Genomic DNA, 26,559 nt, shown 5'->3' with positions numbered 1-26,559 from the left:
GTGATTCCGCTATTTAATGCCTACCCGCCGACGCATTTCGGCGGTGATGGTTTGCCGGGTCGTCGGCAGCTCTGCCCACGGATCGCTGTCAAGCTGTCCCAGGCGCTCACGAAGGTTGTGAATGTTCCAGACGTTGGCACCTTTGATCTCAAGCAGCTCCTCGCGAAAGATGGGTACCGAGACCGGAAGGCCCTCCCGCGTGCGCACTGAGTAAGCGCAGATCGTCGTGGCGCCCAGGCCATTTCGCAGGTAATCGATAAAGATGCGCCCCACGCGGTTTTTTGGCCCCGAGACGGCTGAGAAGCGATCTGGCAGCAGCTTGGCGATGTATTTGACGATGGCATGGCTGAAGCCCTTTACAGCCTCCCAATCGGCTTTGGGCGTCAGCGGCACGACCAGGTGAATCCCTTTGCCGCCACTGGTCTTGAGGAAAGACTTGAGTCCCAGTTCATCGAGCACCGCCAAGGTCAGCTGCGTGGCTTCCACCATACTCTTCCACGGCAGCGCGGGATCAGGGTCGAGGTCGAGGATGAAGCGGTCGGGGCGCTCCAGATCTTTGGAGACAGCGTTCCACGTGTGCAACTCCATCGCATTCATCTGCACGGCCCCGATCAGGGCTTCGAGATTGTTGATCAGCATGACCGGATGGCCGGTGTATTCCTTGCCCATCGTCTCGATGCCCGGGATTGCCAGTCTGTCAGCGTTCTTCTGAAAGAACAGCTCCCCGGTGATGCCTTCGGGCGCCCTGACCAGCGCGACAGGGCGTTGCGCTAACTGCGGTAGCAACCAATCGGAGACGCTGATGTAGTAATCTGCCAAGTCACGCTTGGTCGATCCGCTCGTGGGGTCAATGATGCGCTCGGGGTGGGTTAAGCGGATCTTTCCTGATGTCGACCCGGCAGCGGACTTTGATTTTTGAGTTGGGGCCACCTTGGCGGTTTTGCTTCGAGTGGCTTTCGCAACTGGGATTTTCTCGACGTCTGGTGGCGGGGCAGGGCGTTCTTCAGTGATGGACTTGGCCGGCTTGTCCGTGCGCAACCCGTGGAACACCGCGTGTCTGACCGAGCCGTCCTTCGTGATTTCAGCGAATGCCACCTCGGCCAGCAACTGAGGCTTGAGCCAGTGCACGCCCTTGGCCTCGAAGCCAGTGGGTGGATTAACCACGGTCGCTTTCTTTACCTCCAGCGGGACGAGCTGATGGAAGATGGTATTCAGTGTCGCTTCATTGAAGCCTGTCCCGACCTTGCCCGAAAACCGCAGTTCGCCGCTATCGGCATCGTGAAGCCCCAGGAGCAGGGCACCGAATTTGCTCCGAGCGCCCTTTGGCTCGGTGTAGCCGACCACCACGAACTCCTGCCGGCGCTTGCACTTAAGTTTGATCCAGTCGCCGCTGCGCCTGGACACATAGGGGCTGCCTACGCGCTTTCCAATCAGGCCCTCCATTTTCATCTGACAGGCGCTGTTGAGCAGAGCGTCGGGAGCCTCCCCGAAGTCCTCAGAAAATCTGAGTATTTCGTCCTCGCTGGCTTCCAGCACTTTGGCCAAGGCGGCGCGCCTTTGCTCGACCGGCACCTCGCGTAAATCCATGCCGTTGAGGAAGGGCATGTCGAACAGGTAGTAAACGATATTGCCGCTGCGCTCGGATTCGAACGCGTTCTGCAATGCCTGGAAGTCAGGGACACCGTCCTCGTTGGCGACCACCATCTCGCCGTCTAGCCAGGCAGAGGCCAGCCCGAGACTGGCGATGGCTTCGGCCTGGCGCGGGAGCTTGTGCGTCCAGTCATGACCGTTGCGGGTGAACAGTTGCACTTTCCCGTCATCCACCCTGGCCATGAGCCGATAGCCGTCGAACTTAATCTCGTAGCGCCAGTCGCCGTCGGGGGCTGACTCCACCAGCGTCGCCAGCTCCGGTTTAAGAGTGTCGGGGAGGTCTGCCGGCTGTGCCCCCTCAAGCTTGGCTTTCGCAGGCCTTTTCTTGCGTGCTGGCACCTTCTCGACGGGTTTCGGCTCGGCAGCTTTGCCGCCTCTTTTCCTGGCCACGATTGTCCGTTCGCTCAACACGCTGTCGGGCTGTTCATTAACGATGTCGTAATCCGATTCAGCACGGGCAAACTCGTCCTGATGCTTGATCAGGAACCATTGCTCCTGTTTGCCGGGAATATGGGTCTTCACCAGGTTCCATACGCCGCCAAGCTTCTCGCCCTGCAACTCGAACTTCAGTCGCCCCTTGGCGTAGGCTTCGGCGGGGTCTGACAATGGCTTCCAGATGCCCCGATCCCACACGATGACATCGCCAGCCCCGTAATGGCCCTCGGGGATGCTGCCTTCAAACGTCGCGTAATCGATGGGGTGATCTTCGACATGCACGGCCAAGCGTTTGGCTTTGGGATCAAGGGAAGGGCCTTTGGGTACGGCCCAGCTCTTCAACGTACCATCCAGCTCCAACCGAAAATCATAATGAAGCCGGGTTGCATCGTGCTTCTGAATGCAGAACTGAAGCGCTTGATCGGAGTTTTTTTTCTTTGAGCCACGTTTGTGGTCGCTGCCGCCGGCTGGCTCGGACGTGGCGTTGAAGTCACGTTTGCGGTTGTACTCTTCAAGGCTCGATTGGGTTTCGCCATGAGCTGGCGGTGAGGCAGCGGATTGGCTTTTCTTCCGGGTTTTCTTTTCCGGCTTCTGTGGCGCATCCCCGATGCGAATCCAGGTGGGTGCGTGATCGCTCGCGTGCTCTTCGCCGCGCACCCAGGCGTCAACACCCGCATCTTGCAGACGGGGCGCCAGTACTGGGTTCAGCAGGAGGTGATCGATCCGCAGGCCGGAGTTTGTCTGCCAGTGCTGACGAAAGTAATCCCAAAACGTGTAGACGCGCTCGTCCGGATACAGGTGCCTAACCGAGTCGATCCAGCCTTGAGCCAGCAGCCGGCGGTAGCATTCGCGACTCTCGGGCTGAAGCAGGGCGTCCTTGAGCCATGAGCGTGGGTTGTAGATGTCTTCGTTAGTCGGCACCACATTGAAATCCCCGGCCAGCACGACTGGATGCTCACTGGCCTGCAATGATTTCGCATGCTCGGTTAGGTGTTCGAACCAACGGAGCTTGTAGTCGAATTTCGGGCCGGGCTGAGGGTTGCCGTTGGGCAGGTACAGGCAGGCGACAATGACGCCATGGGCCGCTGCCTCGATGTACCGCGCCTGGGTATCGGCTTCCTCGCCTGGCAAGCCCTTGTGGATCAGCAATGGCTCGGAATCCCGAGCCAGAATGGCAACGCCGTTCCACGACGTCTGGCCCAGGTGCACAGAACCGTAGCCCGCTGCTTCGAGGTCGCTGGCCGGGAACGCCTTGTCCGGCGCCTTGAGCTCTTGTAGGCAGACGATGTCAGGCTGCTCGCGCTCAAGCCATTGCAACAAATTGGGCAGGCGGGCGCCGATGCCATTCACGTTGTACGTGGCGATCTTCAGGTCTTGCACCTTTGCGTACCTTCGAGCAGTCCGAGCCTACTCATGTGAGGGTTTGCAGGGGGAGGAGTTCGCGATTAATCACGAGGGAGTGACCGTTCGAGAACTTCATCGAACGGGAAGCACAAAGCGATTTCGAAATCTGTAGATCGCGACTCTTTCGTGGTCGAGCGAGGTGCTTATGAACAGTTCCGCAATACCCGGTGATGACAGAGATGCCAATGACGCCATCGAGCCATTGGAACCAGGTCGTCCTGACGTGATGCCCAATCCGCCTCCTGGCAGCGACGAGGGCGACTCTAAGGACAACGAACCGGCGCCAATCCTCGATGGCGACATCCTGGTGGACGAGGACATGTCAGACATAGAAGCCAATGACTCCGTGTCTCAGGAGCATCCACCGCAACGCTGATGGTGGTGGTGTTAATGATGGTTAGGAGCCGTCTTTCAAAGGCGGCTTTTTTATCAGACTTTGATCGCGGTGAAGTGAATCAGCGCTGAGAACCCGCCAAGCAGAATCCACAGAGTGAAAAAGATCCAGGGTGAGCGCATCGAAAACTTCAGTGCATCCCGGTACCCACGCTGATTGGATTCCCGTTTAGCGAACAGAGGGGAGTCGTCGTACGCATCGCTCATTTTGGGTTGGCTTTGCAACAGATTGCTTTGCTTCAGATACCAGTGGTCGATGATCTCGTACGCCGCCTTTATTCCCGACCAGGCGTGCAGCGAAGTGATCAAGCCCAGAACCGACAAAAGAATTGAGACCACCAGCGAGAAAATGTTGCCCCATTGCGGATTGATGTTCGCCATGGAGGAGCAGTAGGCAATCACCAGAAACGACTGCGCCCCCAGATAGGCGTTTGTCCGACTGGAGAGCATGGTCGTTTCGTACTGAATTTCCTTCCGATAGAAGTCCAGCCGATCTTTCAGCGATCCGAACATGATCGCGTCAGAAGCATCCTGGACGTCAGCCTCTGATCGCTGGGTGATGATTTGGCTCATGAGAGCCTGGTCACGGTCAGCACTACCGCCGCAATCCGTTCTGCATGTGAGTAGATCTCGGTCTCAAGCTCTTCTCCAAAGACATCAGGGTCAACCTCGCGATACGACCAGCTGTAGCCGGCTTTGTCGATCAATGGGCGGGCATGTTCAAGAAACAGATCTACACCCTCGACCCAAGGTGAGCCGGTATAGAGAACGAGGCTCCCGCCAACTGCCAGGCGAGTCATGGCCTGATCCACAATACGTACCGACAATTCCGAACCTAAGCGATCACCCCCGTGGCGATAGGCTCGTTTCTGGCTGTCCTGCATGTAAGGCGGATTGGCAACGATCAGATCGAACTCACCGGAGGCACTGTCGAGGAGATCGCTATGCCATGCAGAGACGTTTTCCGTCTCAGCCAGCGCTGCATTCACCGCTGTAAACCTCAGCGCCGTGGGATTGATGTCCAACGCCAGTACGTGAGCTCCGTGCCTGGCCTTGGCGATCAGGATGGCGCCTGCACCACTGCCGCAACCTATATCGACTGCCGTGCGGATGGGATGGGTCGAGGTACGCAAATGTTCCTCGATGGCCTGGGCAAATCGATAGGTGTCAGGGCCAAAGAACACTGAGTCGTTGGAGACCGTGGGAAACGCCGAGTGGACAAACAGATGATCGTGCAGGCTCGACCAGCGCACTTCGCTGATCCACAGTCCCGCATGTGCCCGCAGGATGGCTCGGCTGAGCAGCGCTTCCAGCTCTGCTTCGGGGAGTAGCTCAGAAGCAAAAGGTCTGTTCCAGCCGAAAATGTCCCGCAAGTTGCGCGCCTGATGATTCTCCTCACGAGCGTTATTGCGCTGGTGCGTGAGCGGGGTGACGGTAGTGAATCGATAGTCATCCGCCAGAAGGCGCCGTCCCAACTGCAGCAGGGCGAGATCATGAGTCTGGTCTTCAGGGTTGATTACATCGAGAGGCTGGGAATGAACAATGGCTTGGCTCATCGGATTGAAGATCCTTCAGCAAGTTGGCGTGAGAATGTTCGGGTCGCATTCAGGCCGTCTGGGGTTGAATGCATGGAAGGAGACAGGAGGGCAGTCAGCTGTTCGATGGACAAGACCTCTGAGGTCGTCGGTGGGAGCGCGGCGCAAGGCGCTCGACGACGGAATTGCGCGCGAAATGGATTAGCTTTCTTCGCCAGGTTTTCTTCCTGCCAACTCCCCGAAATCCAGTCCCGAAGCAGCTGCATTTCGTAGCCACTGAACACCCCGAACATTGCGGCACCGGGGCCATCGATCAGTTGCCAGAAACGGCTATTAGCCGGATCTTCATGTCGTTTGATCCAACCCTTGTTTTCGAGAACGGCAAGGAAGGTCCGGCATCGCCCCGGCTCAGAAAGCCACTCGTTGATGGTCAAGCCATCGAGACGGCAGTAATCAGAATGCATGTGCTGGCCGAACGAACGTTTGCGCTCCAGCATGGCGACGACTTCCTGCTCCAAATCGAAGCTTGAAATCACAGCTTTGGTGCCTATTCCTAGCTCGTTGAGCAAGTACCCTGTCCGCATGCGTGCGATGAATTTCTCTCGCGAGCCATCCGTGGGCAGGAGGTCGATAGCGGCTTGGACGGCCTTGTGGGCATGGCCTGTGCTGGCGTTGTCGATGGTGACATGTAGCGTGAAATAGTAGGGGTCGATTCCAAGTTCGTTGAGTTCGAACGCGGTGATCAGCAGGTGGAGCGGCAGTTGTTCATAACCCAGGTTGTAGCCCAGTACTTCAGGCAGGTAATCGGCGCCTGCATGCCCCAACGCGAGTTGGATAGCGCCTTGAACGTAGTGTTCCTGATCAAGCACTTCTGTGGGCGCGCAATCGTGTTTCGCCAGCAGCTTGCGGTAGAGCACCACGTGATTCAGTGCGGGATCTCCGTCGCCCAGCTCTTCGAGATACGTGCGGATCAGGTTGTGATATCGCCAGTCACCGAGATGGTTCACTGCGTCATACAGCCAGGCACCGTCGACCAGTTTGGTCGGTGCTACGTGCTGCAGGAAATACAAGGCGTGAGATTTATTGGTGAAAAATTTTCGGCCACGCCCCGCGTGTCGACCTTCCAGATATTCGCGATAGGCGCTTGCTACCTGACTTGCATTGCCCTCGATCCACGCTGCCCAGTTGTTGAGGTCATCAGGAAGCCCTGAGGCGTCACGGTGCTGCTTAGCTCGCATCAATTGAGCGCTCAGAAATTCCTTAACCACCGGCAAGGCGACGTCCTGAGGCCGGTTCAGGAGGGCGTCATAGATGGAAACCGCATCTGATGCGTGCGTCGGTTTCGAGATCAGGCAGTCAGCGACGTTTCGCAGAGAAGTCATAGATAGGCCTACACAGTTTTCTTGGTATGTAGGTGAGAGAAAGGCCTGGAGGATTAATTCAACGAAGTTTGGTCGGCCTGGACAGATGACATCAAGCGCACGAACTGAAGGGCGAGGTCAGGATCTCCGGCGCCTCAATTATCAGTTGTGGCTTCCGCGATGGTTGCGAGGATCTCTTGCATTTCGTCGACACAGGCCTGCAGGCGTTGGAAGCTGAGCAGCAGGCTTTGCCGGGATTCCACAGTCTGATGGCCTGAGAGTTCATGGGGCTCAGAGGTGTGGTGCTCGGCGAGGGTCTGGATGGCACTGCGCAGCCCGAGCAAATGACCTGCGACCTCTGATTCAGCGTTTTGACGAGATCGGCTCATGCAGCCTCCTAAGGGTCATGGGTGAATTTCTATCGTGGCCTTCCCGCCGAAAGATGGAATTAAGCCACCTGCGAGGCAGTCGACCCCTCACACAAGAAGGAAAACATCATGTCTATTTCTCTGCTTGAATTACGCCACATCATCGAATCGGGTTTTCTGCCGCTTGAATGCCGATGTACATCCACCACAGCCAATGAGTTGACCATCGAGATCATTGATCGAACCACCGGCGCCAATCTCGCTGTGGGTGGGATTGATGTCGCGACTTTGGGTACCAGTCGTGCCATCTCGGAACTGATTGGAGAGCTCCGGACCGAGTTCAGCACCATGTCCCAACCGAACACGCACCTTCCGCCCAAAACTGCCTGATCAAGCGTATTACCTCTCCAGTAGGTGGAGCGAAATAAGTCATGATCCACCTACCTCGAACCTGATCCAGCCTCCGCTGCCATGCTCCAGATAATCGATAATGTCTCCTGAAAGCGATGGCCCTGCCGATGTGCAGATCTGCACATGCTTGAACCCCGTGGGACGATTCAAGTGACCCACAAAGTCCACTAGGCCCAGGCCTGTCGGATACTCACATCTGAGCTTGATGAACGCGATGGTGTGCAGGCGACGTATGTGTGAAGGATCCTCGCCAGCGGAAACACAAAGCGAAGCAATGCCGTCGTAAGAAATGACCATAACGAAATCCTTTTCCGCACTTGGTGGAATGCGCCGCCGATCAGGAGGGCGGCGCAGGTGACGTCAGTTTGCGGCGTCGCCACCATGGGCTTTGGCCAGAGCCTTGGCATGCTCCAAGTGAGCTTTCAGTTTTGGCAGGGTGTCGGTGGCGAAAGCTTTGAGTTCTGCATCCTTACCATTGGAGGCCTCTTCTTCGAACAGCGCGATGGTCGCTTCGTGAGCCTTGACCTGGTTGTTCGCGTACGCCTGATCGAACGATTTGGCGCTTCGCAGTTCAAGAATCATCGCCTTCGCTTTGTCCACTAGCTCAGCGCTGTCAGAAACCTCAAGCTTCTTGGCATCGGCAATCGACTTGAGTTTCGCGTTGGCGGCGGTGTGGTCTTTGACCATCATGTCAGCAAAGCTTTTCACGTCAGCGGCAGTGCCCTTTTCCTGAGCCAGCTTGCCCGCCTCAACCTCAGCCACACCTTTGGCAGAGGCGTCCTCCACAAAGTCGTCGTTATCCTGTGCTGCAAAAGCACTTTGAGTTCCCAGGCCAATCAGCAGGGTCAGGACGCAAGTGTTCAGTAATTTAGCCATTTAGATTTTCCTCATCATTCCATGATGGGCATTCGCGCCCATGGGCTTGTGAGCGATGCCGATAAATTACGTTCAGCGATATTTGCTCAATGGTGCTAATTAAAGGCGCCAGCTACCACCGGTCGGTCAACGGATTATTTTCAAGAACGCCCGCCGTTTGCCCTAGGTCGAGTAATTAGCAGGACGCGTTAAATCGCCGTCTCCGCTTTTTAATCCGGTACCGATCAGACGAGGACTTAGTCATGGCTAGAACCACTGTGGATGATTTGTTTATTCACGAACTTTCCGATGTCTACAGCGCGGAGAAACAGATTACCAAAGCACTTCCACGATTGGCACGGGCTTCCACCAATCCGAAGCTCGCAGAGGCCTTCACCTCTCACTTGGAAGAGACTCAGGGCCAGATCGAACGCATTGATCAACTCGTTGAGCAAGCCGGACTGAAGCTCAAGCGCATGAAGTGTGTTGCCATGGAAGGTCTCGTGGAGGAGAGCAAGGAACTGCTTGATGAAATCGAGAAGGGTGAGGTGCTGGATGCCGCGCTGATCGGGGCCTGCCAGAAGGTCGAGCACTACGAGATCGCGAGCTACGGCACGCTCATCGCGATGGCTAAACACCTTGGAATGACTGACGCTGCCAATCTCTTGGCCGAAACGCTGGCAGAAGAAAAGGCCGCCGATGAGAAGCTCTCGGCCATCGCCGAAGAGGGCGGTAATCAAGCGGCGACGCTCGCTAAAAAGTGATGGACTGCGTCATCGCCATTTCGATGCCGCGAACTAACTCTGAGACTGAACCTGTACAAAGCTGAAACTATGTATAAGTCGGGCACAATGAGTTTAGTGCCGGCTAAGCAGCTTTAAGTTTGAAGTTGATTCCTGAGTAGTAAACCGTGAGCGATATCGGGCTTCGGCTCGAACTCGCCTAATAATAGCTAAGGATGGGAGTAACAACATGTTCTTACATAACAAACGTTTGCAATATACCGTGCGCGTCGCTGAGCCTAATCCGGGTTTGGCCAATCTACTTCTGGAGCAGTTTGGGGGAGCTCAAGGTGAGCTGGCGGCTGCCACCCGTTATTTCACCCAGGCGCTGGCCGAGGAAGATCCAGGTCGCAAGGATCTGCTGCTGGACATCGCCACCGAAGAGCTGAGCCACCTGGAAATCATCGGGTCGATCATCGTCATGCTTAATAAGGGCGCCAAGGGCAAGCTGGCCGAAGGCGTTCAGGCAGAGGGCGAGCTTTACCGCGATATCAATGGTGCCGGCAATGATTCACACATCACCAGCCTCCTCTACGGGGGAGGCGCGCCGTTGGTGAACTCGGCGGGCGTTCCTTGGACTGCCGCGTACATCGACACCATCGGTGAGCCGACTGCAGATTTCCGCTCCAACATCGCCGCAGAGGCCCGGGCCAAGATCGTTTACGAACGTTTGATGAACGTCACCTCCGATCCGGGAATTAAGGACGCACTGGGTTTTCTGATGACTCGCGAAATCGCCCACCAGCTCTCATTCGAGAAAGCCCTGCATTCGATCCAGCCCAACTTTCCGCAAGGCAAGCTGCCGGGCATGCCGGAGTTCAGCCGCACCTATTTCAGCATGTCCAATGGCGAGCCGAACGTGCGTGGGCCGTGGAACAGCGATACCGAGTTTGAATATGTCGAGAACCCTCATCCAGCGGTGGACGGTGGTGACGGCACGGCATCGGTCACGCTGAGTGAAGATGACTCGGTCACCCTGACCATGCTGAAGGAGCGCACCAAGTCTGATCTAACATCCGATCCGGTGACCGGTGCAGACCTGGGTTCCGGCCTGGGCCAGGGCTCCGAGAAGGATATCGACCCAGCGCTTTAATTCTCTCCTGGCGGCAGCGCCAGTTGCTGCCAGTTTCGCAAATTCAGACCAGGAGATTGCTCATGGCCTCTGCATTCCGTAGTCCATCGACGAAAAACCACGGTGTCGGAAGCATCGATGCGCATGTTTCGAATGAGTTTGGGCGTTGTGCTCGCAGCTTTGAGTCGCAGGCCAATGCCTGTGCCCGAGGTCTGCATACTGCCTTGTTCATTCAGCGCTTTAAACAAGGATTGCTTGGCCGGTCGTAGCTCGAGCCAAGCTTTTTGCCCGTGCCCTGCACGGGTTTTTTTTGATTCGGCGCTCACTGACCAATCGAGCGCCGGTCGATGCGGAAAGCTCACAGACTACTTGTTGACCATCTCTTTGATGGTGCCGGTTGGCACACTGATCAGGGCATATTTGCCTTTGATTTGCACCCATTGCTCGTGCTCAGCAGGCGCCTTCAAGTGCCGGCTTTTCCAGTCTTTGACTTCCATGCTTTCACGTTGATATTCATCGGGCACGGGATCACCCACTTTGTATTCCCTGTCCCCGGTTCCAGGTCGATCCAGCGTAACGCCTAGATCATCAGCAGCATGAGAAACGCTTGAAACTGCGCAAAGTAGAGTGATGGCTAAAGCAGCGATTGGTTGTTTGGACGGCATAGGTCATTCCTTTGGTGGGGACATTTGAGGGTGTTGAGCCATGGTGCCTGTAACCAACGCAACGCGTTTTAGGGAAGGATGCGGGAGAGGTTAGCGGTACAGAGTTGAAGCGGCCTCGACCGTCAACAGGGTCACACCAGCGCAGAAAATCACCATTCCCAGCATCAGCCTTGGACGGGAGATGAAGCTGGCAACAGCTCTAGAGTTTTTAAGGTCATCCATGGTTTGCATGTGTGTGTGCTCCACCTGATCGGATGCGGAAATACTCGGAGGGAGTAAGAAAGTGCTGGCTTGGAGTCAGTCAATAAGTTGAGTGACTCAGTCCGGGATCGTTCCGAGTAAAAGATCACCGGATCACCAATGCAGATAGTCTGGCGGTCATCCCATTGGTATGGAGTGAACATCTAAGCTCAGCAGCCCTCTGATAGATTCCAACGGAGGAATATGCGTGCAGCCAAAAACCGAGGGACTTGAAGAGCAGGGCCCGAGCCGCGTCCCGTTCATAAATGCCCCTAAAAAGCTTTCATCCAAACCCTCTAACGAGGATGGTGAGTCTGTCGATGAGGATGGGGCTAATTCGATACCGATGGCGAATAGATGAGGCCGAGGCATCGCTGAGAGTGTCGCCCTGCACCAACGTTACAGACTGGATGATTCGCCAGCTCTATCATCGCCATTCGGCCTTAAGAAGTGTCCCATGTGTTCACCAAAATTGCCTTCATGGTTCGTGACGATTTCGCGACTTGGCAAAGGATGAACGTGGTCGCGTTTCTTGCGACTGGTCTAGCTTCTGCCGCGCGGAGACATTGGGCGAGCCGTATGTGGACGCTCATGGTCGCGAGTAACCGACCTGACGGTCTGCTTGTGGCCGAGAGCTGCCGGTGTGAAGTAGCGGCAGCATCAGAGGGCGATTGTCGTGTGCGTTTCCAAAACCACGTAGTCCCACACTGCTCTCAAGCGTCGGTGGAATTCATGGAGCATTCATTCTCGCTGATACACTGCTTTTCGTTCTGACAATTGCCAATCCGCTGGAGTGAAATGGATATCAGAGAATTTTGCCTCGCTCATAAATTTGATATGAGCAAGTGTTCGGTCGCGTCAGGCGGCGGTAGTTTTGGAACGGCTGACCTTGAGACCTCACCGGTCGAGTTTCTATCGCTGGCGGAGGACGATTTTGAACGGGGCGGATTGGCGGCTCTTGTCAACGCGACGGCCAATGCAAAACGTGCCATTGTCAGCCAGCTAGATCAATTGCTGACCTCTTTTGGCTATCCGTCATTCAGATGGAACGTGCCGAAGAAGATTGAACGTCTTAGGGCTTTGGGACTACTCGCGCCGAGTCTGCTGCGGAAAGTCGTAGATATGCGAAATGTTCTTGAGCATGAGTACGTAACTTCTGAGATTGGAAGCGTTGAAGAAGCGTTGGATATCGCGAGTCTCTTTGTGATGTCCGCATCGGCGATGTTCATTCCGTTTGAAGACGTCTTGGAGTTTTCACGTCCTGAATCAGATGTGAGGGAAGGGGCGGTCACACATATCACTGCGGGATTGAACCGAAAGGCTGGTAGGGTTTACTACACAGTTTACGCATACGAACCTGGCGAATATGCGGGGCGTTGCGTTGGTCAGTGTGAGATCGAATCAGGGCATGTCTTGTTCGAAGCTATGGTTAAGCTTTCTGCATCGATGATGCTTCGATACAAGGTCAACCAGGCGCTCAGTGATTTTGAGAGAGCCGTTACGTAACCATGAGTGCTCGTGAGATTGGGGCGGCGCCCTGGGTGGCAGCTACCGACCCGAAGCTGCCACTCTTTGCCGGTTCCGTGTAAGTAATCTGAATCGCGGAAGAGAAGATCTTTGCCGCGATTCAGATTTGCAGACGAGCACCGGCCGCACGTCCGGCTAAGCCCTCCTTATGACCTTAGCTTCACCAACCCATTAAATGATTTACCTGGATACCAAGGCATCCGGTCAACCTGATCAAATCCGGGCACTGCCTCCATGTAGCGCAGCATCCGGTCACGCATCGCTTGGTCTGGCAGAGGTCCTCGCATGGCTTCTAGGTTTTCACTTATGTGATCGGGGTTGGTGGTAGCGGGCAGTGCACAGGTAACGGCAGGGTGAGAAATGGCCCATTTGAGAAAATACTGTGACCAAGTTGTAACGCCAATGTCAGCAGCAAAATCGGGCAGTGGACGACCTTCGACGATTTTCAACAGGCGCGCCTTTTCGAGCGGCATGTTCAGCATCACGCCCAAGCCGCGCCTTTGCGCAGCAGGCAAAATCCGCTGTTCGGCCTCACGGGTGCGGATTGAGTAGTGCACTTGTATAAAATCGATAGGCCCGTTCTCAGCCCACCAGGCGAGTGGTTCGAAGTACAACTTGTCATGGTGGGTAACTCCCACGTAGCGTAGCCGCCCCTCTGCTTTCATTCGATTGAGATAGGGGACCATGATTTCGACGTTGGTCAAGCTGTGGACCTGAACGACATCAATCTGGTCGCGCGACAATCGTTTCATCGATTGATCAAGGGTGCGCCGGGCATGACTGTCGTCGGTCAGGTAGTCGCCGGTCACCCACATTTTGTCGGTAAAAAACAGACGGTCCGTCAGCCCCAGTCCGCTGGACAATTCACCTACGTTAACTTCAGCATTTCCATACAGCGGCGACGTATCGACGACCCGTCCGCCACCTTCGTAAAAACGCCTCAGTACCTCACGCAAATTGTCGATAGGTTGCCCTGCCAGTACGTCAAAGGTCATGAATGTACCCATTCCAATGGCGGGCAGCATTTCTCCAGTGCTTGGAATCGCTTTGGTGATCAGGCCGCTTGATGAGACGGCCGTTGTTCCTACGCGCGTTCCTGGGGACGGCGAAAGGGGCGGTTTTGGCACACTGTCCGATGATGCTGAGGTAGCGCTTGCCGAGGTTACGATTGAGCCCAATGCGAGCGCAGCTGCACCGGCACCAAGACGGTTGACGAACTGCCTCCTGGACGAAGAACTAATGAGGTTTTCGACGTCAGTTTTACTCATGAGCAGGGTTCCTTTCTGGGAGTGATGGCGTCAGCCGATTGTGCGAATGGGATCTGGATCTTTCGAACAGGACGAATCCAATGCCTGCTAATGCGGACAGTGCGCCCACGAGGAAGACCGATGCATACCCAGCTCGCGCAGCCAGTACGCCGGTGATCGGGCCGGTGATTCCGTAGGCGATGTCCTGAAACGCGACGAACCCTCCTAAGGCCGTTCCTCGACTGTGCGCGGGGATGTGTTTGAGGATTTCCACGCCCAGCGCCGGGAACAGCAGCGAGCAACCCATGCCTGATAAGAAGGCCCCCCCAAGGGCCACAGTTTCAGTGGGAGATAACCACAGCATCGCTTGGCCAGCACATTCGACGCCTAGCGAAATGACCGCAATTAGGTATCCCCCCATGCGATCAGGTAAGTGTCCGAAACACACGCGCATCAGCGCGTAGGCTCCACCGAACAGCGTCATCGCCAACGCCGCATGTGGCCAGCCGCGTGACGCGAAGAAGAGCGAAGCGAACGCGCTAATGACCGCGAACCCGACGCCTTGGAGCAGCAAACCCAAGCCGCTGCGCCAGATTGTTCCAAGTACGCGACTCATCGGCACGCGCACCCCTGGGGTGGTAAATGCGGAAGGCGTCCGAGCGCCGACTGCGCAGGCGAGTAAAGGGGCGATTACAATCACCGTCATTGCGCTAGGAAAGCCAAGGTGCTCGTAGAGGACCATACCTAACGGCGCACTAAGGGCGACCGAGGCATACATGGCCATGCCGGTCAGCGACATCGCGGTTCCGGCATAGGCCGAGCCGCCAGTGGCGATCATCCAAGTCACGGACCCTGTCACCAACTGGCTTTCGCCGACTCCTGCGAGCACACGTCCGACGAGCAATACGGATAACGCGACTGCGGGAGAAAACGGCAGGATTGAAGCGATGACATACAACGCACCCGCTCCCGAGCAGGTCAAAGCGCCACGCATCATCGACAGTTTGCCGCCTTGGGCGTCAGCGACACTTCCTGCGTGACCGCGCGTGAGCACGGTTGCCAAAAATTGCAAGCCCACCGTGGTCCCTACGACGATGTCGCCATAGCCGAGTACCTGATGTACGAACAGAGGTACGACGGGAAGTGGTAACCCCACTGACACGAAGCCAAAGAAAAGTGCCATGGCAATAGGAGCCATGGCTCGAACAGGACTCGGGTGACGCGCGCCAGCCGGTGATACCGGTGGCAAGTTTGAAAATGAGCGCATGTTTTTTCCTGTGAACAACAGTTCCTCTGAACATGTTTTGCAGAACACGAAACCTGCCGCAGTCAGTGACTGCGGCAGATTCGTTCACGTCATGGCGTTCATGTGGCAGGTTGCAGGCGAGGGAAGTCTTCTTCGAAGGCGTCGGGTTGATAACCCGATGCTTCGAACAGATAGCTGCGGGCAGCCTCGGTGTCCTGTTGAATACGCGCCAGATCGACGCCCAGCAGTTGACCTTCATGCTTACGCAGGCGACCGGCTACCATGACAGTACGCACGTCACTGCGGTTAGCCATGTGGACAACGTTGCCTATGGCGTTGTGTGAAGGAAAGATGCTGACGCCGTCGGTACGGATCATGATCAGGTCGGCCTGTTTGCCCGGTGTGAGACTCCCCACGGTGCTCTCCAGTCCCATGCATCGGGCACCGTCAATCGTCGCAGCTTCCAGAATCGGCCTTACGTGTACCGGACCAGGCACCGATGTATCTCCATTGGCGCGTCGTTTTTGGCTGGATGTGCGCTGCTGATAAAACGCCGCGTGCATCTCGCCAAACATGTCTCCCCCTGTGAGGTGTCGATATCGATACCAAGCGCTGGTCGTAGGCCGTGTTCGAGCGCCGTTTGATAGGGAAATCCATCAGTTTCCAGGCCGAACAATGAGTCCGTTCTCGGATTTACAGTGATCTGAACCCCGGCTTCGCGGAGGATTTTCCAATCATCGTCGGTCAACCGGACGCAGTGGTTGAAGACATTGTCTGGGCCGAGCAATCCCTTGTCTTGAAGATCACGAAGCGGCGATACGCAGCCGTCCCAGTTGCCAAACTCGCTCAGAATCCGGCAGCCAGATGCGCGTGCAACGGCCCATTGATCCGCGTCGGATGTATTGGCGAACAAGCCCACGTTAACCAAAGCGTCAGCAGATCTCTTCAGGCGTTGAACTTCGTTTGGCCAGTGCTTCACCGTCAGACCCACCGGCTGACCCACCATGTGGATAGCGCGAATACCCGCATCGTCGAAAGCTTCGAGCGCCGCGTCGGTGTGTTCTGGGGTAAGGCTGTTGTGCGCAGCGTCCAGGATGCTGGTGATGCCCGCGTCCAGACATGACAGGCTCGTCAACAGGGTTGCCAGGTACATGTCGCGAGGGCGGTAATGGCGCCCAATAGCTAACGGGATCGCTTCGAAGTATTCGTTAAGTGTCTCGACGTTCGGCATGAGACCGCGCAGCAGTCCAAGCCAAGCATGCTGGTGTGGGTTCACGAAGCCAGGCATGACGATGTGGCCGGTGGCGTCGATGACCAGCGCGCCTTCAGCGCTCAGATTTGGGCCCACGGCAATGATGCGTGAGCCTTCGATCAAGACATCCGCCTTGGCAAAGTCGCCGACGCTGGCGTCAAGTGTGAGGACGATACCGCCCTGAAATAGCGTGCGCTTGTAAGGTGTGGTTTGCATTTGGGCATACATCCATAACGCTGGTTAGCTGAGGCAGCGGACTAAGAGGCGTCCTGCTGATTGTCCAGAGCTGGCAAGAGCAGCCCTGCATGAAACAAAGCCTAAGGCCCAGCATCTGTTTACTGAAGTGCGCTTATGTCCTTACACTCTTGACTCAAGTGCAGAGGTGGCCATGAGCTTTGATGGGCGTTTGTTATCAGGCGTTGCCGTGCTGGCGGCTGTTGTGGAAACCGGAAGTTTTACGCGGGCTGCTGTTGTGCTGGGAATGTCCGATTCGGGTGTTGGGCGTGCCGTTGCGCGCCTGGAAACGCAGGTTGGTATACGCCTGCTTGACCGTACGACTCGATCACTGGCGCTTACAGAAGAGGGTCGTCGGTTCTACCAGCAAGTTGTTCCGGGGCTTGCCGACATTGAAGCTGCGGCCGCAGATTTGGTCAGCTCACCCGCAGCGGTACGCGGGAAGCTCAGGGTCGATGTCGATCCTTTTTTTCTGCGCACGATACTGGCGGATCGATTGACTGCCTTTCTCGATGCATTCCCGGAAATCGATCAGCTGCACCCTCAAGCCCTGGCCTAAAAACTGGGGCTGCGCCAGTAGACTGAGTAGGCAATATTGCCTATCATCTTGATTAGGCAATATTGCCTATTGTTAACTAAGCGAGGGATGCGTGGACAATCGCACACGCTATCTACAACTGCTGGATACCTACGGCATCACCCAGGCCAAAAGCGCTGAACTTATTGCAGCGGTTACAGCGAGGCCATGCTCGGTGCGAACCGTTCGCTCGTGGCTCAACGATCCCGAAAAGCCAAGCTCAACACCGTGTCCTGATTACGCCGTTGCGAATCTGGAAAAGGCCATTGAGTACATGCAACGCGCTTTGGCGCGACGTGCCGAAAGCTGAAGGAAGGAAGCATGGCCACAGTTTTTTTGGTGATGGCAACCGCCAGCGGCTTTAGAGCATCCGAGAGGCAACCTCTGCCTCTGCGAGTCTTTTAAGACCGATCGGAAGCAGACGGTTGGTTGGACAAATTGCTCGACTATCATGTGAGTCCGCCTGAGCAGCCCCACGGGTCCGATAATGCAGAAGATTGGACCGAATGGCGTATGCAGATGAATGCCTGGCGTGCTGACCATCCAGCCGGTGTTATCGCCGCAGATTATCAGCATTTCGGCGTTTACGATTTGCCTCTTGGGTTATAGGAATTCGCACTAGGTACACCCAAGCCTCGCCTTCAAACGCGGGGCCGATGACGTAGAAGGACACTCATTTGACGTCCGCGAAGCAAGGAATCGATAAATGGCAACCCTTTATGCAAAAGTCTCGCACCACCCAGGCGGAAATCGGACGTTGGTGGTCAGCGAGAAAGAACTGACTGGTTATGACCACGTTCATTCACCATCAGGGCTGATTGCGAATGGCGATGCATTGGAGTTCTACCGAATTGTGGCAACCTACATTGCCCAGCTTTCTAAAGAAGGGCACCAGGTTGAGTACACGGATAACAGTCCCTCGCCTTAGGAAAAACACAGCTTATGAAGCTAGATAAAGACCTAGTGCGCGAGATCTTGTTGGCTGTTGAAGACAGCGACCATAGCCCTGAAGTAAGCATCACGCTGTCGTTGAATAATCGAACGCCACAGGAGGTGTCCTACCATGTAATGCTGCTGCATGAAGCAGGGTTGCTTGTAGGCCGCGATGCCTCTGTCTTGGCCGACGTTTTTCCCGTATGGCAACCCAAGCGCCTGACCTATCGAGGACACGAGTTTCTGGACACCGTACGGGATAACGAAGTGTGGCGACGTACCAAAGCCGGTGCGGAAAAAGCAGGCGTCGCGAGCCTTGGATTACTCTTAGAAATCGGCAAAGCCTACGGAAAAGAAGTCCTGAAGGAGAAGCTGGGGATCGAGCTGCCATGAGCTGGAGTGTTGTCCTCGGTTTCGGCCAAGTTGCCAGTATGGCGCCCTTGGTTGAGGCTGATGATGTCACTATGTGGCAAGCATAGGAAAAAGCTGCCAGCAGATCATCATAAGAGCGCTCGCGATGGCCGAAGGGACTTTGTATTGAGGCCCCCAATCCAGTGACTCATGTCGATAGGCATTAGCAGTGGCCTCGAACCACGTGTGTCACCTACTGTGCAGAGGGGTTATATGCGTCCCGCGCTTTACAGATTACGTTCGACAACAGTGAAATATCACTGTCAGTAGTGCGCCAAGATGACACGCTCAAACGAAATGCCGCTCGACCACCCCACATCGTTGTGCCAAACCAGACATCGCCGGAGTCGTGAACATAGGCCTGAATGGCCCTGGTTTCGGCATCGTCCCGACCGCGCACCAAAACCTGATTGAGTACCACGCGGTTAACCACGTCGAATCCGTTGTCGCTCAATGCCTGCGCCAGGGCACTGGCTTGCGTGCAGTGACGCTCGATCATGGCAGCGACACCCTGGCGACCCAGCGTGCGAAGCGCTGCCCAGACGGGCACGCCCCGAGCGCGGCGGGAGAACTCGATCGTCAGGTTTTTCTGGGCCGAGTTCGCGCCATTGGCATACACCGCATCGCTGTTCATCGCCGCTGCGAGCGTTGCGGGGTCTTTGCAGATGGCCATCGCGCAGTCGTAAGGGGTGTTCAGCCATTTATGGCCGTCGACGGCCCAACTGTCTGCCAGCTCCATGCCCACGGTGTGGTGCCTGAGCTTCTCAGACGCACGCGCCCACAAACCAAATGCACCATCGACATGCACCCAGGCGCCAACCTCTTGAGCCTTGAGTGCGATCGCCTCGACGGGGTCGAACTCGCCCGTGTTCACCTCGCCGGCCTGGAGACAAACAATCGTGCGAGCGTCCAGCGGCGGCAGTCTTGCCAGGTCGATGGCGCCGTGATCGTTCACCGCTGCGAAGATGATTCGCTCAGTGCCGAAACCCAGTATGCGTAAGGCTTTCAGAACCGTGATGTGGACTTTTTCAGAGACCACGACCTTGATTTCCGGTGCACCGAAAAGGCCGTGTTTATCGGCATCCCAACCGGCGTTCATCAACAGTTTCTGACGGGCCGCCGTCAGACAGACGAGGCTGCTGGCGGAGGCCGAGGTTCCAAAGCCCACCGCGCTTTTGCGCGGTAGATCAAGGATGTCGAGCAACCAGCCGGCTGCGACTTCCTCGACCTTGGCGCAGACTGGGGAGGTGAGATGAAGCGGTGCCCCATTGTCCCAGGCCAGCATCAGTCTCTCGGCGGCGGCGGCGACCGGCAACGCGGCGCCGACCACAAAGCCGAAATACCGCGGGCCGTTGGTGGCCACTGTTGCGGGGGATCCCACGTCGTCCAGCAGCGCCAATGTTTCCTCCGCGTCGACACCCCGTTCGCTCAGGGGCTCATCGAAGGCCGACAGCGCAGCCAGCGCATCGTTATCAGGAAAGACACGGCGCGTAGCCACGGTTTCCAGGTAGGCGAGCGCTCGGGTGTCAGCGCTTCGGGTCAGGCTTGCTTCTTCAATGTCCATTATTGCTCCGTCAACACTCCAGGGTTCAATCAGGGGATTGCGCGAGCGCCAGGCGGCGCAGTCAGCTCATTAATTTGTATCCCTTGAGCAGCTTGTCAGCGGCGTTTCTCGGGCATCGAAATGCCAGGCCCGCGAGGTTCAAATCTTCGCTGTAAAACGCCGACACGGCCTGCCGGTTGGCCTCATCGTCATAGGTCAGAAACAGCTCGTCGGTGAAGATGGCGAATGGAATGTCACGCACCCGCGCCCGGTCGGCGATGGACCGCAGCCCCTCCAGCGGAGCGCTGTAGGTCATCACCGGTTCCTGAAACATCGGCAGGTACTTGTAGCCCGATTTGTCGTAATAGGTCAGGCCTTGCACCATGGCCCCGGCGGTGATGCCGCTGACCAGAAACGCGGTTACATTGAGCTTTTGCCAGCCTTGCAAATCTTCACGCAGAACGACAGCGATCTTGTATTTGACGGCCGGTTCGAGACTGTCCATTTCAGTCATGGAAAACGTCCTTTGATGTGTTGGAAAAGCCGCGCCCCTTGAAGGTCGCCCTCACAACGCGGCGTTGAATGCTTGCCGCGCGAAATCGGCGAAAGCTGTCGGTGGCTGGCCGGTCAATGCCTTCACGGCATTCGACACGATGTTGAAATGGCCCGCCCGGGCGGTGGCGTCAGTCGCAACAATCATGGGCGCCACCGGAGGCGGGATGTTGGCAGCCAACAGTCTGTCCAGCAGCTCGGCGTCCCCGAGGGAAACAACGCGCAACGCCTTCTGCGAGAGGTGCGAGAGCGTGGCCGCCATTTCATTCACCGTGAGTGCCGCAGGACCGGTAATGTCCAGCGTCCGGCTGCGGGTGCCGGTATCGAGCAATGCAGCGCAGGCTGCCCGCGCTACGTCCTTACGCATGATGTACGGGATCGCGCCTTCGCCCGACGACGTCAGCCAGGTCCCCGTCGATAGGGCAAGCGGCAGAATGCCCAGCTCGATCAAATTCTCGGCATACCACGCCACGCGCAGAATCGTGTGACGGATGCCGCTAGCTTTCAACGCCTGCTCGGTGGCCGTGTGGTCAGGTGCGAACGGGATGGTCTGCGCGCGCTCAGGGTTCGGCATCGAGGTGTAGACGATGTGTTTCACACCCGCCTCGCGCGCAGCATCGATTGCCGCCTGGTGCTGCACGATCCGCTTGCCCGGCGCGTGGAGTTCATCGGTGGAAATCAGCAGCAGCCGATCAACGCCAGTGAACGCGTCCACCAGAAGCTCCGGTCGGTCGAAATCTGCCTTGCGCAGGGTGACGTTCAGTGATTGCAACGCCGACAGTTTTTCCGGCGAGCGACTGGCCGCAATGACATTGACGTCGTCCCGTGCAGCGGCCAGCGAAACCACCGCTCGACCCAGTCGCCCGCTGGCGCCGGTAATGAGAACCGTGTGTTTGACATCAGGCATATCGACATTCCTCGGTAGGCGTCACGCTCAAATCAGCTGAAGTTTTTTGATGCTGGGCGGACTGATCAACTTGCCTTCAAGCGCGGCAAAGAAAGCTTCGGCGTAGTCCTGTGTCAGGTGCACTTCGTGCGCCGCGACCGAGCTGAAGACTTCGAAGAACACCAGCTCATTCGGATTGTCTGCCGCGGTGGTTTGAAAGAAGGCCTCGCAGCCCGGCTCTGCAAGGGTGTGGGGAAAGTTGGCTCGTGCCGCGCTGAGGACTTCCTCGCGGCATTCGGGTTTGACATGGGCCTGGACCAGAAGAATGAATTTTTCCGACTGCATAGCGGGTTACCTGGTTTTTGAATGAGAACAGGGGAGAACAGGAGGCCACGGGACTGGCCCCCCAAAACGATCAGACGGTCATGAACAGTTGGTTTGTGCTTTTGCGCACTTTTGCCAGGCCGGCGGTTGGATCGTCGGATGCGCGATGGCCGATTACCGCGAACACCGTTGACGCCAGTCCTTGTTCTGTCAGCCCGAGAATCTTGTCCACTTGCGAACGGTCGAAGCCTTCCATCGGGCAGATGTCGATCTGCATCTGCGCGGCTGCGCTTACCAGGACACCCAGGGCAAGGTACGCCTGTTTCTGCGCCCAAATGATGCGCTCGGACGGGATCAGCTTATTGACCGCGCCCTGAATATGCGTCTCCCGTTGGGCGAGGGTTTCGCGGCTTACTCCACGCGTCTTCGCGGCCAGGTCGATGAACTGGGCAACAGCGGCGCTATCGAGATCGGTACGCACGGCGAAAACGAGCAGATGGCTGCCTTCGGTGGTCTGCGGCTGACCGATGGCGGCTTCTCGAATCTGCGCGCGAAGTGCCGGCGTGCGGACATCGATGACTTTGAAAGGCTGCAAACCGTAGGAGGTGGGCGCCAATTGAATGTTGAGCAGCAGCTCTTGCAGCTCGGCTTCTGAGACCTTGGCGGCCGGGTCGAATTTCTTGGTTGCGTAGCGCCATTTCATGTGGCCTGACAGCATGAGGTGACTCCTATGAATGATGAGTGACATTTAAGCGGGCGAACCGAACGCCTGAAACGCTGGTGTTTAGAACTTGAACAGGATCTTGCCTATCCGGTGAGGTCGCAGGGCATGGGCAATCGCTTGCTGGTAATCATCGATGCCATAAACCGCCTCCACAGGGGACCTGATGGTGCCTGCTCTGGTCAGATCTGCCAGCCGTTTGTAAATGGCCTCGATTTGCAGCCGTGGCGTTGACCGGATCCAGTTGATCAACCAGAACCCGTGAATGGACAGCCCTTTGAAATTCAGATCGATCGGGGACACGAGCGGAGCAGCGCCGCTTTGGGCTGCATAACAGACCATCGCGCCGCCGTGATCCATTAGCGACGTCAGACTGCCCGCCGTTTTGCCGCCGACTGAATCCAGCACCAGTGACAGCTTTCTTCCGGCCAAACGCCGTTCGACATCCGCGATCAATCCATCGCCTTCGACGGCAATCAGATCGCCCGGATGGCTCAGCACTTCGCTCACAGCTTCTGGCCGCCTGATGACATGGACGACATGGACACCGGCCTGATGCGCCAGTTGAGCGATGCAATGCCCCACGGCAGAGTTGGCGGCTGTTTGAGCGATCGTGTCCCCGGCCTTCAGGGCCTTGAAGTGATTGAAGATCAGGTAGGCCGTCAGCGGATTGATGCCCAGCATGGACATCTGAACGGATTCGTCACTCTCACCGACCACCACCAGACTTCTTACTGGAGCCACCATTTCTTCGGCCCAGGTTCCGGCTTCGTTGGTGGGCAAGACGATGACCCTTGCGCCTTCCCATGTCTGGCTGACTTTTGGACCCAAGGCAACCACGCGGCCGACGCCTTCTGCACCGAGGGTGAAAGGAAATGTCGGCTTCACCGCGTACCGCCCACGCACCAGCATGAAATCGGATGGGTTGATCGGTGCCGCTTCCAGCCTCACCACCACTTCACCTTCGTTCGGCGTCGGTAAAGGAAGGGACGCTAATGCGATGACCTCGCCCGGCTCGCCGAGGGCGTTAATTTGAAGTGACTTCATCACCGCTCTCCCGTCAATGTAATTGCCTTAAATGATTATGACCATTACAATCTCGGTGCGGCAAGGCTTTTTTGTAGGATGGGCTTTTTGCATTGCGAGGAAACACGATGCCAACCCAGCAGCAGGCTTCGGCCGTCGACCGTTTGTTAGCTCTTTTGAATTCAGGCGGAGTCGGGTTTGAACAAGGTATCGATCAGATGGAAAACGCCGAGCGTTTCGACGCGTTTCGCCTGCCGCTGATCATGGCGACTGCCGAGAAGGTTGGAGAGGATTCACTTCCGCTGGCCCGTCAGCTTCGTGATTGCCTGTTGACGATGGTCTACCACGGTGGCGACGATCCCGACGCACTGGCTAAGCTGAATCAACTCTCGACGCAACGATCTTTCCACTATTTTTTTGCTGAAGCGTCAGGCGCCTGTCTGGAAGAGCAGGGGGGTGAAACCCTGGTCGGATTGGCCCTTCGGGATGTTGCGCAGCTGCGCCGGGAGGGAAAATGGAATCGGTTCAAGATCTGCGCCAACCCCGATTGCAAGGCCGCTTACTTCGACACGACGCGGGCCCGCACTCAGCGATGGCACTCCTACGCTCTTTGCGGTAACAAAGCGAACGTGGCGGCCTTTCGCTCACGCACCGTATGAGCAATCGCGTTCCGTACATTAAGCGCCGGTGCCAGTGTCTTGTTTGGAAAGACTATGCAACCGTGCCGCGCACAGGAAGCAATGGCCGAAATGCTTGGCTGCTGCTGAAAAGGATGTACCTGGCGGTGAAGACGAATCAGCATAGGAAAACGACCCTAAGGACTCATTTGAATGACCTTCCGCCTGATGAAACTAAGCAATTGTGTGTCCACAATGCAGATAGTGCTTTGGCTTTGGCTCTGACCTCCATCTGCGCTTGCTCTCCAAAGCTCGACCAAAAGCAGTACTTGACGTGCGTAATTGCAATTTCCGTAATCAACTATCCGCCGGCCGTGAACGCTATGTATGTTTGGGAGAGGAGTGGTGTCGGCAAAGAATTATCCGATAGCGTGACAGCCGCTAATGGTCCCGCACTCGCACAAGAGATCTATGCCGAACATTCGGGGACCCTTGACAAGCGCACGGCCTTCCTCGATGACTACAATTCATCGGTCCGCAGATCAATCCATGGTCAAGAAAAATTGGCACGGTGACCGGTTCTAGGAAAGATAGAAACCCTCGAATCTAATGACGGTGATCACGTTGGCTCCAAGCATCCGCAAATACCTGCCAGATGATTTTGTAGGCCCCCCTGATCCTTGGGCCATGCTGAAGGTTGACTCTATGATGCGTCTTCTTGACAGCGAGCAAACGCCATATCTCTGGAAGGTCGGCGGATACTACGTATGGTGGGACTGGGATGACGGCTGGACTATTGATGGATCACAACCGTGGGATGCGACGTTCGTTCGAAGCCTAATTTGCGCACATGATGGGCGCTATCAGCGTATGAATTAATAACGGAAAGGATGAGCATGGCAACTAAGAAGCCACCGCACCCCTTGCAAGCTAGCGAAATTGAACGTTTTGAAAGAAACCTTGCGAACTGGCTGAAACTGGACTCAGCGGATGCGATGTATCACCGTTTCCAGGGAATGCTGGAAAGCCAAATTGCGACTCTCCAGATCTGCCAGGTAATCACCCGTCATAGAGCGTTGAAGCTGCTCATGCGCATGGGGGAAGCCGAGCTAGAGAAAGAAGCGGCCAACGCAGCCGACAAGGGCGCAGGCCTTAGATTGGTCTGATATGGGGAAACTAAGATGACCGCTCACTCTACACCTGGCGAAGCACGCGTTGCCGTGCTGGTGGACTGCGACAATGTTTCACCTGACGTTTTAGAGCATGCGCTCCGAGTAGGTGCACAGTTTGGCCGAATCGTTCTGCGACGTGGCTATGGCAACCATGCCACTCTCGCCAATAAATGGCAGGAAGCTCTGGTGCGCCAGGCTTTCACGCCCTGCCTGCAGTACCAATACGCTTCTGGTAAAAATACATCCGACATAGCCCTTGCCCTTGATGCACTTGAAGCGCTTTTTGACCATAGAGCTGATGTGTTCTGCCTGGTCACTAGTGATTCTGACTTCGCTTATCTTTGCCGCAAGCTCCGCGAGCGTGGCGCATCAGTGTGCATTGTTGGTGAGGCTAAAACACCTGACGCATTACGGAATGCAAGTGACCAATTCTTCGAGTGGAGCCGCCCGGCTCCCGCAGCGGAGCCAATAGCGGCCACCACCTTGGATACCCCGTCTGACTGTTCTCCTAAAACGGGTTCGGGCAAGGAAGATCTTGGATCACCTGTGATTAAGCGGAGGCCCAAGTTTGTTGTAGAGGCTGTGTCGTTGTTGGCCAGTGGGGCAACAGAAGGGAAGGTGACAGCCGGCCTGCTGGGGGCCTACTTAAAGCGAACCGACCCAGCATTTTCACCCAGTGTGTACGGGCACTCAGGATTGATCGACATGATTAAAACCTACGACCTCTTAACTGCAGCCATGGAGCCAGGCGGTCATTGGATGGTGGGGCTTGCCAGTAAAGAGGGGCAACCAGAGCTGCAGACACAGGGCAAATAAGCCCGATATCCCAGGCCTGTCGTGGTCGATTCAGTGAGTCGGTTGCCGACATTCACAGACACAATGGAAAACTCATGCCCATGACCCCCAAACGCGTAGCTGAGCGCATCGACGAACTAATCGAGTCAATTCGCCATGGCGCGAGCCACGACTTTGCCTGCCGGAATGCCGCGCAGACGATCACCTACATCCGTCAGGTGCACGAACTTGGCATCATCGACGTCGCCCAGTTCAATGACTTGGTAGCGGCCGTGGAGGTGGCGGCCAGCGAATGGAAACCTCGAATCGACTGGGATGGCCGTTC

The 26,559-nt window shown here is 56.4% G+C and carries 33 protein-coding genes; 14 read left to right on the top strand and 19 right to left on the bottom strand.

Features of this window, described 5'->3' with window-relative positions:
* Positions 1–9: 9 nt before the first annotated feature.
* Positions 10–3,465: a DNA ligase D gene (gene ligD / locus ACIQAL_RS30795; protein ID WP_401152328.1), complete on the bottom strand. Its 3,456-nt coding sequence runs from the start codon at positions 3,463–3,465 to the stop codon at positions 10–12.
* A gap of 169 nt (positions 3,466–3,634) precedes the next feature.
* Here ligD and ACIQAL_RS30790 point away from each other — a divergent pair, with 169 nt between their 5' ends.
* The gene (locus tag ACIQAL_RS30790; protein WP_401152325.1) at positions 3,635–3,865 is read left to right on the top strand and encodes a hypothetical protein; all 231 of its coding nucleotides are present in this window, start codon (positions 3,635–3,637) and stop codon (positions 3,863–3,865) included.
* A 53-nt stretch (positions 3,866–3,918) separates the two neighbouring features.
* On the opposite strand, the gene ACIQAL_RS30785 is transcribed toward ACIQAL_RS30790, so the two are convergent.
* The 4 genes from ACIQAL_RS30785 to ACIQAL_RS30770 form a co-directional block, all read right to left on the bottom strand.
* A complete protein-coding gene (locus ACIQAL_RS30785) occupies positions 3,919–4,455 on the bottom strand; it encodes a hypothetical protein (RefSeq protein ID WP_401152322.1) in 537 nt (178 codons plus the stop codon).
* Positions 4,452–5,438, bottom strand: a complete 987-nt coding sequence (locus ACIQAL_RS30780; protein ID WP_401152318.1) for a methyltransferase — start codon at positions 5,436–5,438, stop codon at positions 4,452–4,454. Before ACIQAL_RS30780 ends, ACIQAL_RS30785 begins: the two co-directional genes overlap by 4 nt.
* Positions 5,435–6,799, bottom strand: a complete 1,365-nt coding sequence (locus ACIQAL_RS30775) for an iron-containing redox enzyme family protein (protein WP_401152315.1) — start codon at positions 6,797–6,799, stop codon at positions 5,435–5,437. The genes ACIQAL_RS30780 and ACIQAL_RS30775 overlap by 4 nt, the downstream gene beginning before the upstream one ends.
* A 134-nt stretch (positions 6,800–6,933) precedes the next feature.
* Positions 6,934–7,167, bottom strand: coding sequence for a hypothetical protein (locus ACIQAL_RS30770; RefSeq protein WP_401152313.1), 234 nt, complete (start codon positions 7,165–7,167; stop codon positions 6,934–6,936).
* Between the two features lie 108 nt (positions 7,168–7,275).
* Here ACIQAL_RS30770 and ACIQAL_RS30765 point away from each other — a divergent pair, with 108 nt between their 5' ends.
* Positions 7,276–7,536, top strand: coding sequence for a DUF1652 domain-containing protein (locus ACIQAL_RS30765; RefSeq protein ID WP_401152311.1), 261 nt, complete (start codon positions 7,276–7,278; stop codon positions 7,534–7,536).
* Positions 7,537–7,917: 381 nt separating this feature from the next.
* On the opposite strand, the gene ACIQAL_RS30760 is transcribed toward ACIQAL_RS30765, so the two are convergent.
* On the bottom strand, positions 7,918–8,433 hold the full coding sequence (locus ACIQAL_RS30760; protein ID WP_401152309.1) for a DUF4142 domain-containing protein: 516 nt from the start codon (positions 8,431–8,433) through the stop codon (positions 7,918–7,920).
* 242 nt (positions 8,434–8,675) lie between these two features.
* Here ACIQAL_RS30760 and ACIQAL_RS30755 point away from each other — a divergent pair, with 242 nt between their 5' ends.
* Entirely contained in the window at positions 8,676–9,176 is a 501-nt protein-coding gene (locus ACIQAL_RS30755) for a ferritin-like domain-containing protein (protein ID WP_401152306.1), read from the top strand.
* A gap of 208 nt (positions 9,177–9,384) precedes the next feature.
* Positions 9,385–10,287, top strand: coding sequence for a manganese catalase family protein (locus tag ACIQAL_RS30750; protein WP_401152303.1), 903 nt, complete (start codon positions 9,385–9,387; stop codon positions 10,285–10,287).
* Here ACIQAL_RS30750 and ACIQAL_RS30745 read toward each other — a convergent pair.
* The 3 genes from ACIQAL_RS30745 to ACIQAL_RS30735 form a co-directional block, all read right to left on the bottom strand.
* On the bottom strand, positions 10,284–10,592 hold the full coding sequence (locus ACIQAL_RS30745) for a hypothetical protein (protein ID WP_401152301.1): 309 nt from the start codon (positions 10,590–10,592) through the stop codon (positions 10,284–10,286). The two genes, ACIQAL_RS30750 and ACIQAL_RS30745, sit on opposite strands and share 4 nt — an antisense overlap.
* A gap of 39 nt (positions 10,593–10,631) precedes the next feature.
* On the bottom strand, positions 10,632–10,931 hold the full coding sequence (locus ACIQAL_RS30740; protein WP_401152298.1) for an RcnB family protein: 300 nt from the start codon (positions 10,929–10,931) through the stop codon (positions 10,632–10,634).
* Between the two features lie 90 nt (positions 10,932–11,021).
* Positions 11,022–11,162: a hypothetical protein gene (locus ACIQAL_RS30735; RefSeq protein ID WP_401152296.1), complete on the bottom strand. Its 141-nt coding sequence runs from the start codon at positions 11,160–11,162 to the stop codon at positions 11,022–11,024.
* A 489-nt stretch (positions 11,163–11,651) separates the two neighbouring features.
* On the opposite strand from ACIQAL_RS30735, the gene ACIQAL_RS30730 reads away from it, so the two are divergent.
* Positions 11,652–11,945 (top strand): hypothetical protein, encoded by a 294-nt coding sequence (locus ACIQAL_RS30730; protein WP_401152409.1) that lies wholly within the window; start codon positions 11,652–11,654, stop codon positions 11,943–11,945.
* A gap of 24 nt (positions 11,946–11,969) precedes the next feature.
* On the top strand, positions 11,970–12,677 hold the full coding sequence (locus ACIQAL_RS30725) for a hypothetical protein (RefSeq protein WP_401152294.1): 708 nt from the start codon (positions 11,970–11,972) through the stop codon (positions 12,675–12,677).
* Between the two features lie 167 nt (positions 12,678–12,844).
* On the opposite strand, the gene ACIQAL_RS30720 is transcribed toward ACIQAL_RS30725, so the two are convergent.
* From ACIQAL_RS30720 to ACIQAL_RS30705, 4 genes are all read right to left on the bottom strand, one after another.
* Positions 12,845–13,966: an aldo/keto reductase gene (locus ACIQAL_RS30720; protein WP_401152291.1), complete on the bottom strand. Its 1,122-nt coding sequence runs from the start codon at positions 13,964–13,966 to the stop codon at positions 12,845–12,847.
* Complete coding sequence (locus ACIQAL_RS30715; RefSeq protein ID WP_401152288.1) at positions 13,959–15,212, bottom strand: arabinose transporter; 1,254 nt, start codon at positions 15,210–15,212, stop codon at positions 13,959–13,961. Before ACIQAL_RS30715 ends, ACIQAL_RS30720 begins: the two co-directional genes overlap by 8 nt.
* A gap of 98 nt (positions 15,213–15,310) precedes the next feature.
* Positions 15,311–15,754, bottom strand: a complete 444-nt coding sequence (locus tag ACIQAL_RS30710) for an amidohydrolase family protein (protein WP_401152407.1) — start codon at positions 15,752–15,754, stop codon at positions 15,311–15,313.
* Positions 15,667–16,659 (bottom strand): amidohydrolase family protein, encoded by a 993-nt coding sequence (locus tag ACIQAL_RS30705; RefSeq protein WP_401152286.1) that lies wholly within the window; start codon positions 16,657–16,659, stop codon positions 15,667–15,669. The genes ACIQAL_RS30710 and ACIQAL_RS30705 overlap by 88 nt, the downstream gene beginning before the upstream one ends.
* A 172-nt stretch (positions 16,660–16,831) precedes the next feature.
* Here ACIQAL_RS30705 and ACIQAL_RS30700 point away from each other — a divergent pair, with 172 nt between their 5' ends.
* From ACIQAL_RS30700 to ACIQAL_RS30685, 4 genes are all read left to right on the top strand, one after another.
* Entirely contained in the window at positions 16,832–17,236 is a 405-nt protein-coding gene (locus ACIQAL_RS30700; protein WP_401152284.1) for a LysR family transcriptional regulator, read from the top strand.
* Between the two features lie 91 nt (positions 17,237–17,327).
* Positions 17,328–17,564: a hypothetical protein gene (locus tag ACIQAL_RS30695; protein WP_117144337.1), complete on the top strand. Its 237-nt coding sequence runs from the start codon at positions 17,328–17,330 to the stop codon at positions 17,562–17,564.
* 396 nt (positions 17,565–17,960) lie between these two features.
* Entirely contained in the window at positions 17,961–18,182 is a 222-nt protein-coding gene (locus ACIQAL_RS30690) for a hypothetical protein (RefSeq protein WP_401152281.1), read from the top strand.
* A 14-nt stretch (positions 18,183–18,196) separates the two neighbouring features.
* Complete coding sequence (locus tag ACIQAL_RS30685; protein ID WP_401152279.1) at positions 18,197–18,580, top strand: DUF2513 domain-containing protein; 384 nt, start codon at positions 18,197–18,199, stop codon at positions 18,578–18,580.
* A gap of 211 nt (positions 18,581–18,791) precedes the next feature.
* Here ACIQAL_RS30685 and ACIQAL_RS30680 read toward each other — a convergent pair whose 3' ends face one another.
* The 6 genes from ACIQAL_RS30680 to ACIQAL_RS30655 form a co-directional block, all read right to left on the bottom strand.
* Positions 18,792–20,162, bottom strand: a complete 1,371-nt coding sequence (locus tag ACIQAL_RS30680) for a pyridoxal phosphate-dependent decarboxylase family protein (protein WP_401152276.1) — start codon at positions 20,160–20,162, stop codon at positions 18,792–18,794.
* 61 nt (positions 20,163–20,223) lie between these two features.
* Complete coding sequence (locus ACIQAL_RS30675; protein ID WP_401152274.1) at positions 20,224–20,655, bottom strand: DUF2000 family protein; 432 nt, start codon at positions 20,653–20,655, stop codon at positions 20,224–20,226.
* A gap of 51 nt (positions 20,656–20,706) precedes the next feature.
* Positions 20,707–21,600, bottom strand: coding sequence for an SDR family oxidoreductase (locus ACIQAL_RS30670; protein WP_401152271.1), 894 nt, complete (start codon positions 21,598–21,600; stop codon positions 20,707–20,709).
* A gap of 27 nt (positions 21,601–21,627) precedes the next feature.
* Positions 21,628–21,924 carry a putative quinol monooxygenase gene (locus ACIQAL_RS30665; protein ID WP_401152268.1) on the bottom strand — a complete coding sequence of 99 codons (297 nt, stop codon included), beginning with the start codon at positions 21,922–21,924 and terminating at the stop codon, positions 21,628–21,630.
* A gap of 70 nt (positions 21,925–21,994) precedes the next feature.
* Positions 21,995–22,621 (bottom strand): NAD(P)H-dependent oxidoreductase, encoded by a 627-nt coding sequence (locus ACIQAL_RS30660; RefSeq protein WP_401152265.1) that lies wholly within the window; start codon positions 22,619–22,621, stop codon positions 21,995–21,997.
* Between the two features lie 66 nt (positions 22,622–22,687).
* Positions 22,688–23,671, bottom strand: a complete 984-nt coding sequence (locus ACIQAL_RS30655; RefSeq protein WP_401152262.1) for a zinc-dependent alcohol dehydrogenase family protein — start codon at positions 23,669–23,671, stop codon at positions 22,688–22,690.
* A gap of 107 nt (positions 23,672–23,778) precedes the next feature.
* On the opposite strand from ACIQAL_RS30655, the gene ACIQAL_RS30650 reads away from it, so the two are divergent.
* The 4 genes from ACIQAL_RS30650 to ACIQAL_RS30635 all read left to right on the top strand — a co-directional run.
* Positions 23,779–24,309 carry a CGNR zinc finger domain-containing protein gene (locus tag ACIQAL_RS30650; RefSeq protein ID WP_401152259.1) on the top strand — a complete coding sequence of 177 codons (531 nt, stop codon included), beginning with the start codon at positions 23,779–23,781 and terminating at the stop codon, positions 24,307–24,309.
* A gap of 854 nt (positions 24,310–25,163) precedes the next feature.
* Positions 25,164–25,433 carry a hypothetical protein gene (locus tag ACIQAL_RS30645; protein WP_401152257.1) on the top strand — a complete coding sequence of 90 codons (270 nt, stop codon included), beginning with the start codon at positions 25,164–25,166 and terminating at the stop codon, positions 25,431–25,433.
* A gap of 15 nt (positions 25,434–25,448) precedes the next feature.
* Entirely contained in the window at positions 25,449–26,255 is an 807-nt protein-coding gene (locus ACIQAL_RS30640) for an NYN domain-containing protein (protein WP_401152254.1), read from the top strand.
* 80 nt (positions 26,256–26,335) lie between these two features.
* On the top strand, positions 26,336–26,559 hold a 224-nt coding region (locus tag ACIQAL_RS30635; protein WP_401152251.1), incomplete at its 3' end, for a hypothetical protein.

This window comes from Pseudomonas sp. NPDC088368 (genome assembly GCF_044753445.1).
Classification (GTDB): Bacteria; Pseudomonadota; Gammaproteobacteria; order Pseudomonadales; family Pseudomonadaceae; genus Aquipseudomonas; species Aquipseudomonas bambusae.
The sequence above is the reverse complement of the archived record's forward strand: the minus strand, read 5'-3'. Positions and strand labels throughout refer to the sequence as shown.

Coding starts and splice junctions, on each gene's coding strand:
- ACIQAL_RS30790 (WP_401152325.1), top strand. CDS start 3,635: ATGAACAGTTCCGCAATACCCGGTGATGACAGAGATGCCAATGACGCC.
- ACIQAL_RS30785 (WP_401152322.1), bottom strand. CDS start 4,455: ATGAGCCAAATCATCACCCAGCGATCAGAGGCTGACGTCCAGGATGCT.
- ACIQAL_RS30780 (WP_401152318.1), bottom strand. CDS start 5,438: ATGAGCCAAGCCATTGTTCATTCCCAGCCTCTCGATGTAATCAACCCT.
- ACIQAL_RS30775 (WP_401152315.1), bottom strand. CDS start 6,799: ATGACTTCTCTGCGAAACGTCGCTGACTGCCTGATCTCGAAACCGACG.
- ACIQAL_RS30770 (WP_401152313.1), bottom strand. CDS start 7,167: ATGAGCCGATCTCGTCAAAACGCTGAATCAGAGGTCGCAGGTCATTTG.
- ACIQAL_RS30765 (WP_401152311.1), top strand. CDS start 7,276: ATGTCTATTTCTCTGCTTGAATTACGCCACATCATCGAATCGGGTTTT.
- ACIQAL_RS30760 (WP_401152309.1), bottom strand. CDS start 8,433: ATGGCTAAATTACTGAACACTTGCGTCCTGACCCTGCTGATTGGCCTG.
- ACIQAL_RS30755 (WP_401152306.1), top strand. CDS start 8,676: ATGGCTAGAACCACTGTGGATGATTTGTTTATTCACGAACTTTCCGAT.
- ACIQAL_RS30750 (WP_401152303.1), top strand. CDS start 9,385: ATGTTCTTACATAACAAACGTTTGCAATATACCGTGCGCGTCGCTGAG.
- ACIQAL_RS30740 (WP_401152298.1), bottom strand. CDS start 10,931: ATGCCGTCCAAACAACCAATCGCTGCTTTAGCCATCACTCTACTTTGC.
- ACIQAL_RS30735 (WP_401152296.1), bottom strand. CDS start 11,162: ATGCAAACCATGGATGACCTTAAAAACTCTAGAGCTGTTGCCAGCTTC.
- ACIQAL_RS30730 (WP_401152409.1), top strand. CDS start 11,652: ATGGTTCGTGACGATTTCGCGACTTGGCAAAGGATGAACGTGGTCGCG.
- ACIQAL_RS30725 (WP_401152294.1), top strand. CDS start 11,970: ATGGATATCAGAGAATTTTGCCTCGCTCATAAATTTGATATGAGCAAG.
- ACIQAL_RS30720 (WP_401152291.1), bottom strand. CDS start 13,966: ATGAGTAAAACTGACGTCGAAAACCTCATTAGTTCTTCGTCCAGGAGG.
- ACIQAL_RS30715 (WP_401152288.1), bottom strand. CDS start 15,212: ATGCGCTCATTTTCAAACTTGCCACCGGTATCACCGGCTGGCGCGCGT.
- ACIQAL_RS30710 (WP_401152407.1), bottom strand. CDS start 15,754: ATGCACGCGGCGTTTTATCAGCAGCGCACATCCAGCCAAAAACGACGC.
- ACIQAL_RS30705 (WP_401152286.1), bottom strand. CDS start 16,659: ATGCAAACCACACCTTACAAGCGCACGCTATTTCAGGGCGGTATCGTC.
- ACIQAL_RS30700 (WP_401152284.1), top strand. CDS start 16,832: ATGAGCTTTGATGGGCGTTTGTTATCAGGCGTTGCCGTGCTGGCGGCT.
- ACIQAL_RS30690 (WP_401152281.1), top strand. CDS start 17,961: ATGGCAACCCTTTATGCAAAAGTCTCGCACCACCCAGGCGGAAATCGG.
- ACIQAL_RS30685 (WP_401152279.1), top strand. CDS start 18,197: ATGAAGCTAGATAAAGACCTAGTGCGCGAGATCTTGTTGGCTGTTGAA.
- ACIQAL_RS30680 (WP_401152276.1), bottom strand. CDS start 20,162: ATGGACATTGAAGAAGCAAGCCTGACCCGAAGCGCTGACACCCGAGCG.
- ACIQAL_RS30675 (WP_401152274.1), bottom strand. CDS start 20,655: ATGACTGAAATGGACAGTCTCGAACCGGCCGTCAAATACAAGATCGCT.
- ACIQAL_RS30670 (WP_401152271.1), bottom strand. CDS start 21,600: ATGCCTGATGTCAAACACACGGTTCTCATTACCGGCGCCAGCGGGCGA.
- ACIQAL_RS30665 (WP_401152268.1), bottom strand. CDS start 21,924: ATGCAGTCGGAAAAATTCATTCTTCTGGTCCAGGCCCATGTCAAACCC.
- ACIQAL_RS30660 (WP_401152265.1), bottom strand. CDS start 22,621: ATGCTGTCAGGCCACATGAAATGGCGCTACGCAACCAAGAAATTCGAC.
- ACIQAL_RS30655 (WP_401152262.1), bottom strand. CDS start 23,671: ATGAAGTCACTTCAAATTAACGCCCTCGGCGAGCCGGGCGAGGTCATC.
- ACIQAL_RS30650 (WP_401152259.1), top strand. CDS start 23,779: ATGCCAACCCAGCAGCAGGCTTCGGCCGTCGACCGTTTGTTAGCTCTT.
- ACIQAL_RS30645 (WP_401152257.1), top strand. CDS start 25,164: ATGGCAACTAAGAAGCCACCGCACCCCTTGCAAGCTAGCGAAATTGAA.
- ACIQAL_RS30640 (WP_401152254.1), top strand. CDS start 25,449: ATGACCGCTCACTCTACACCTGGCGAAGCACGCGTTGCCGTGCTGGTG.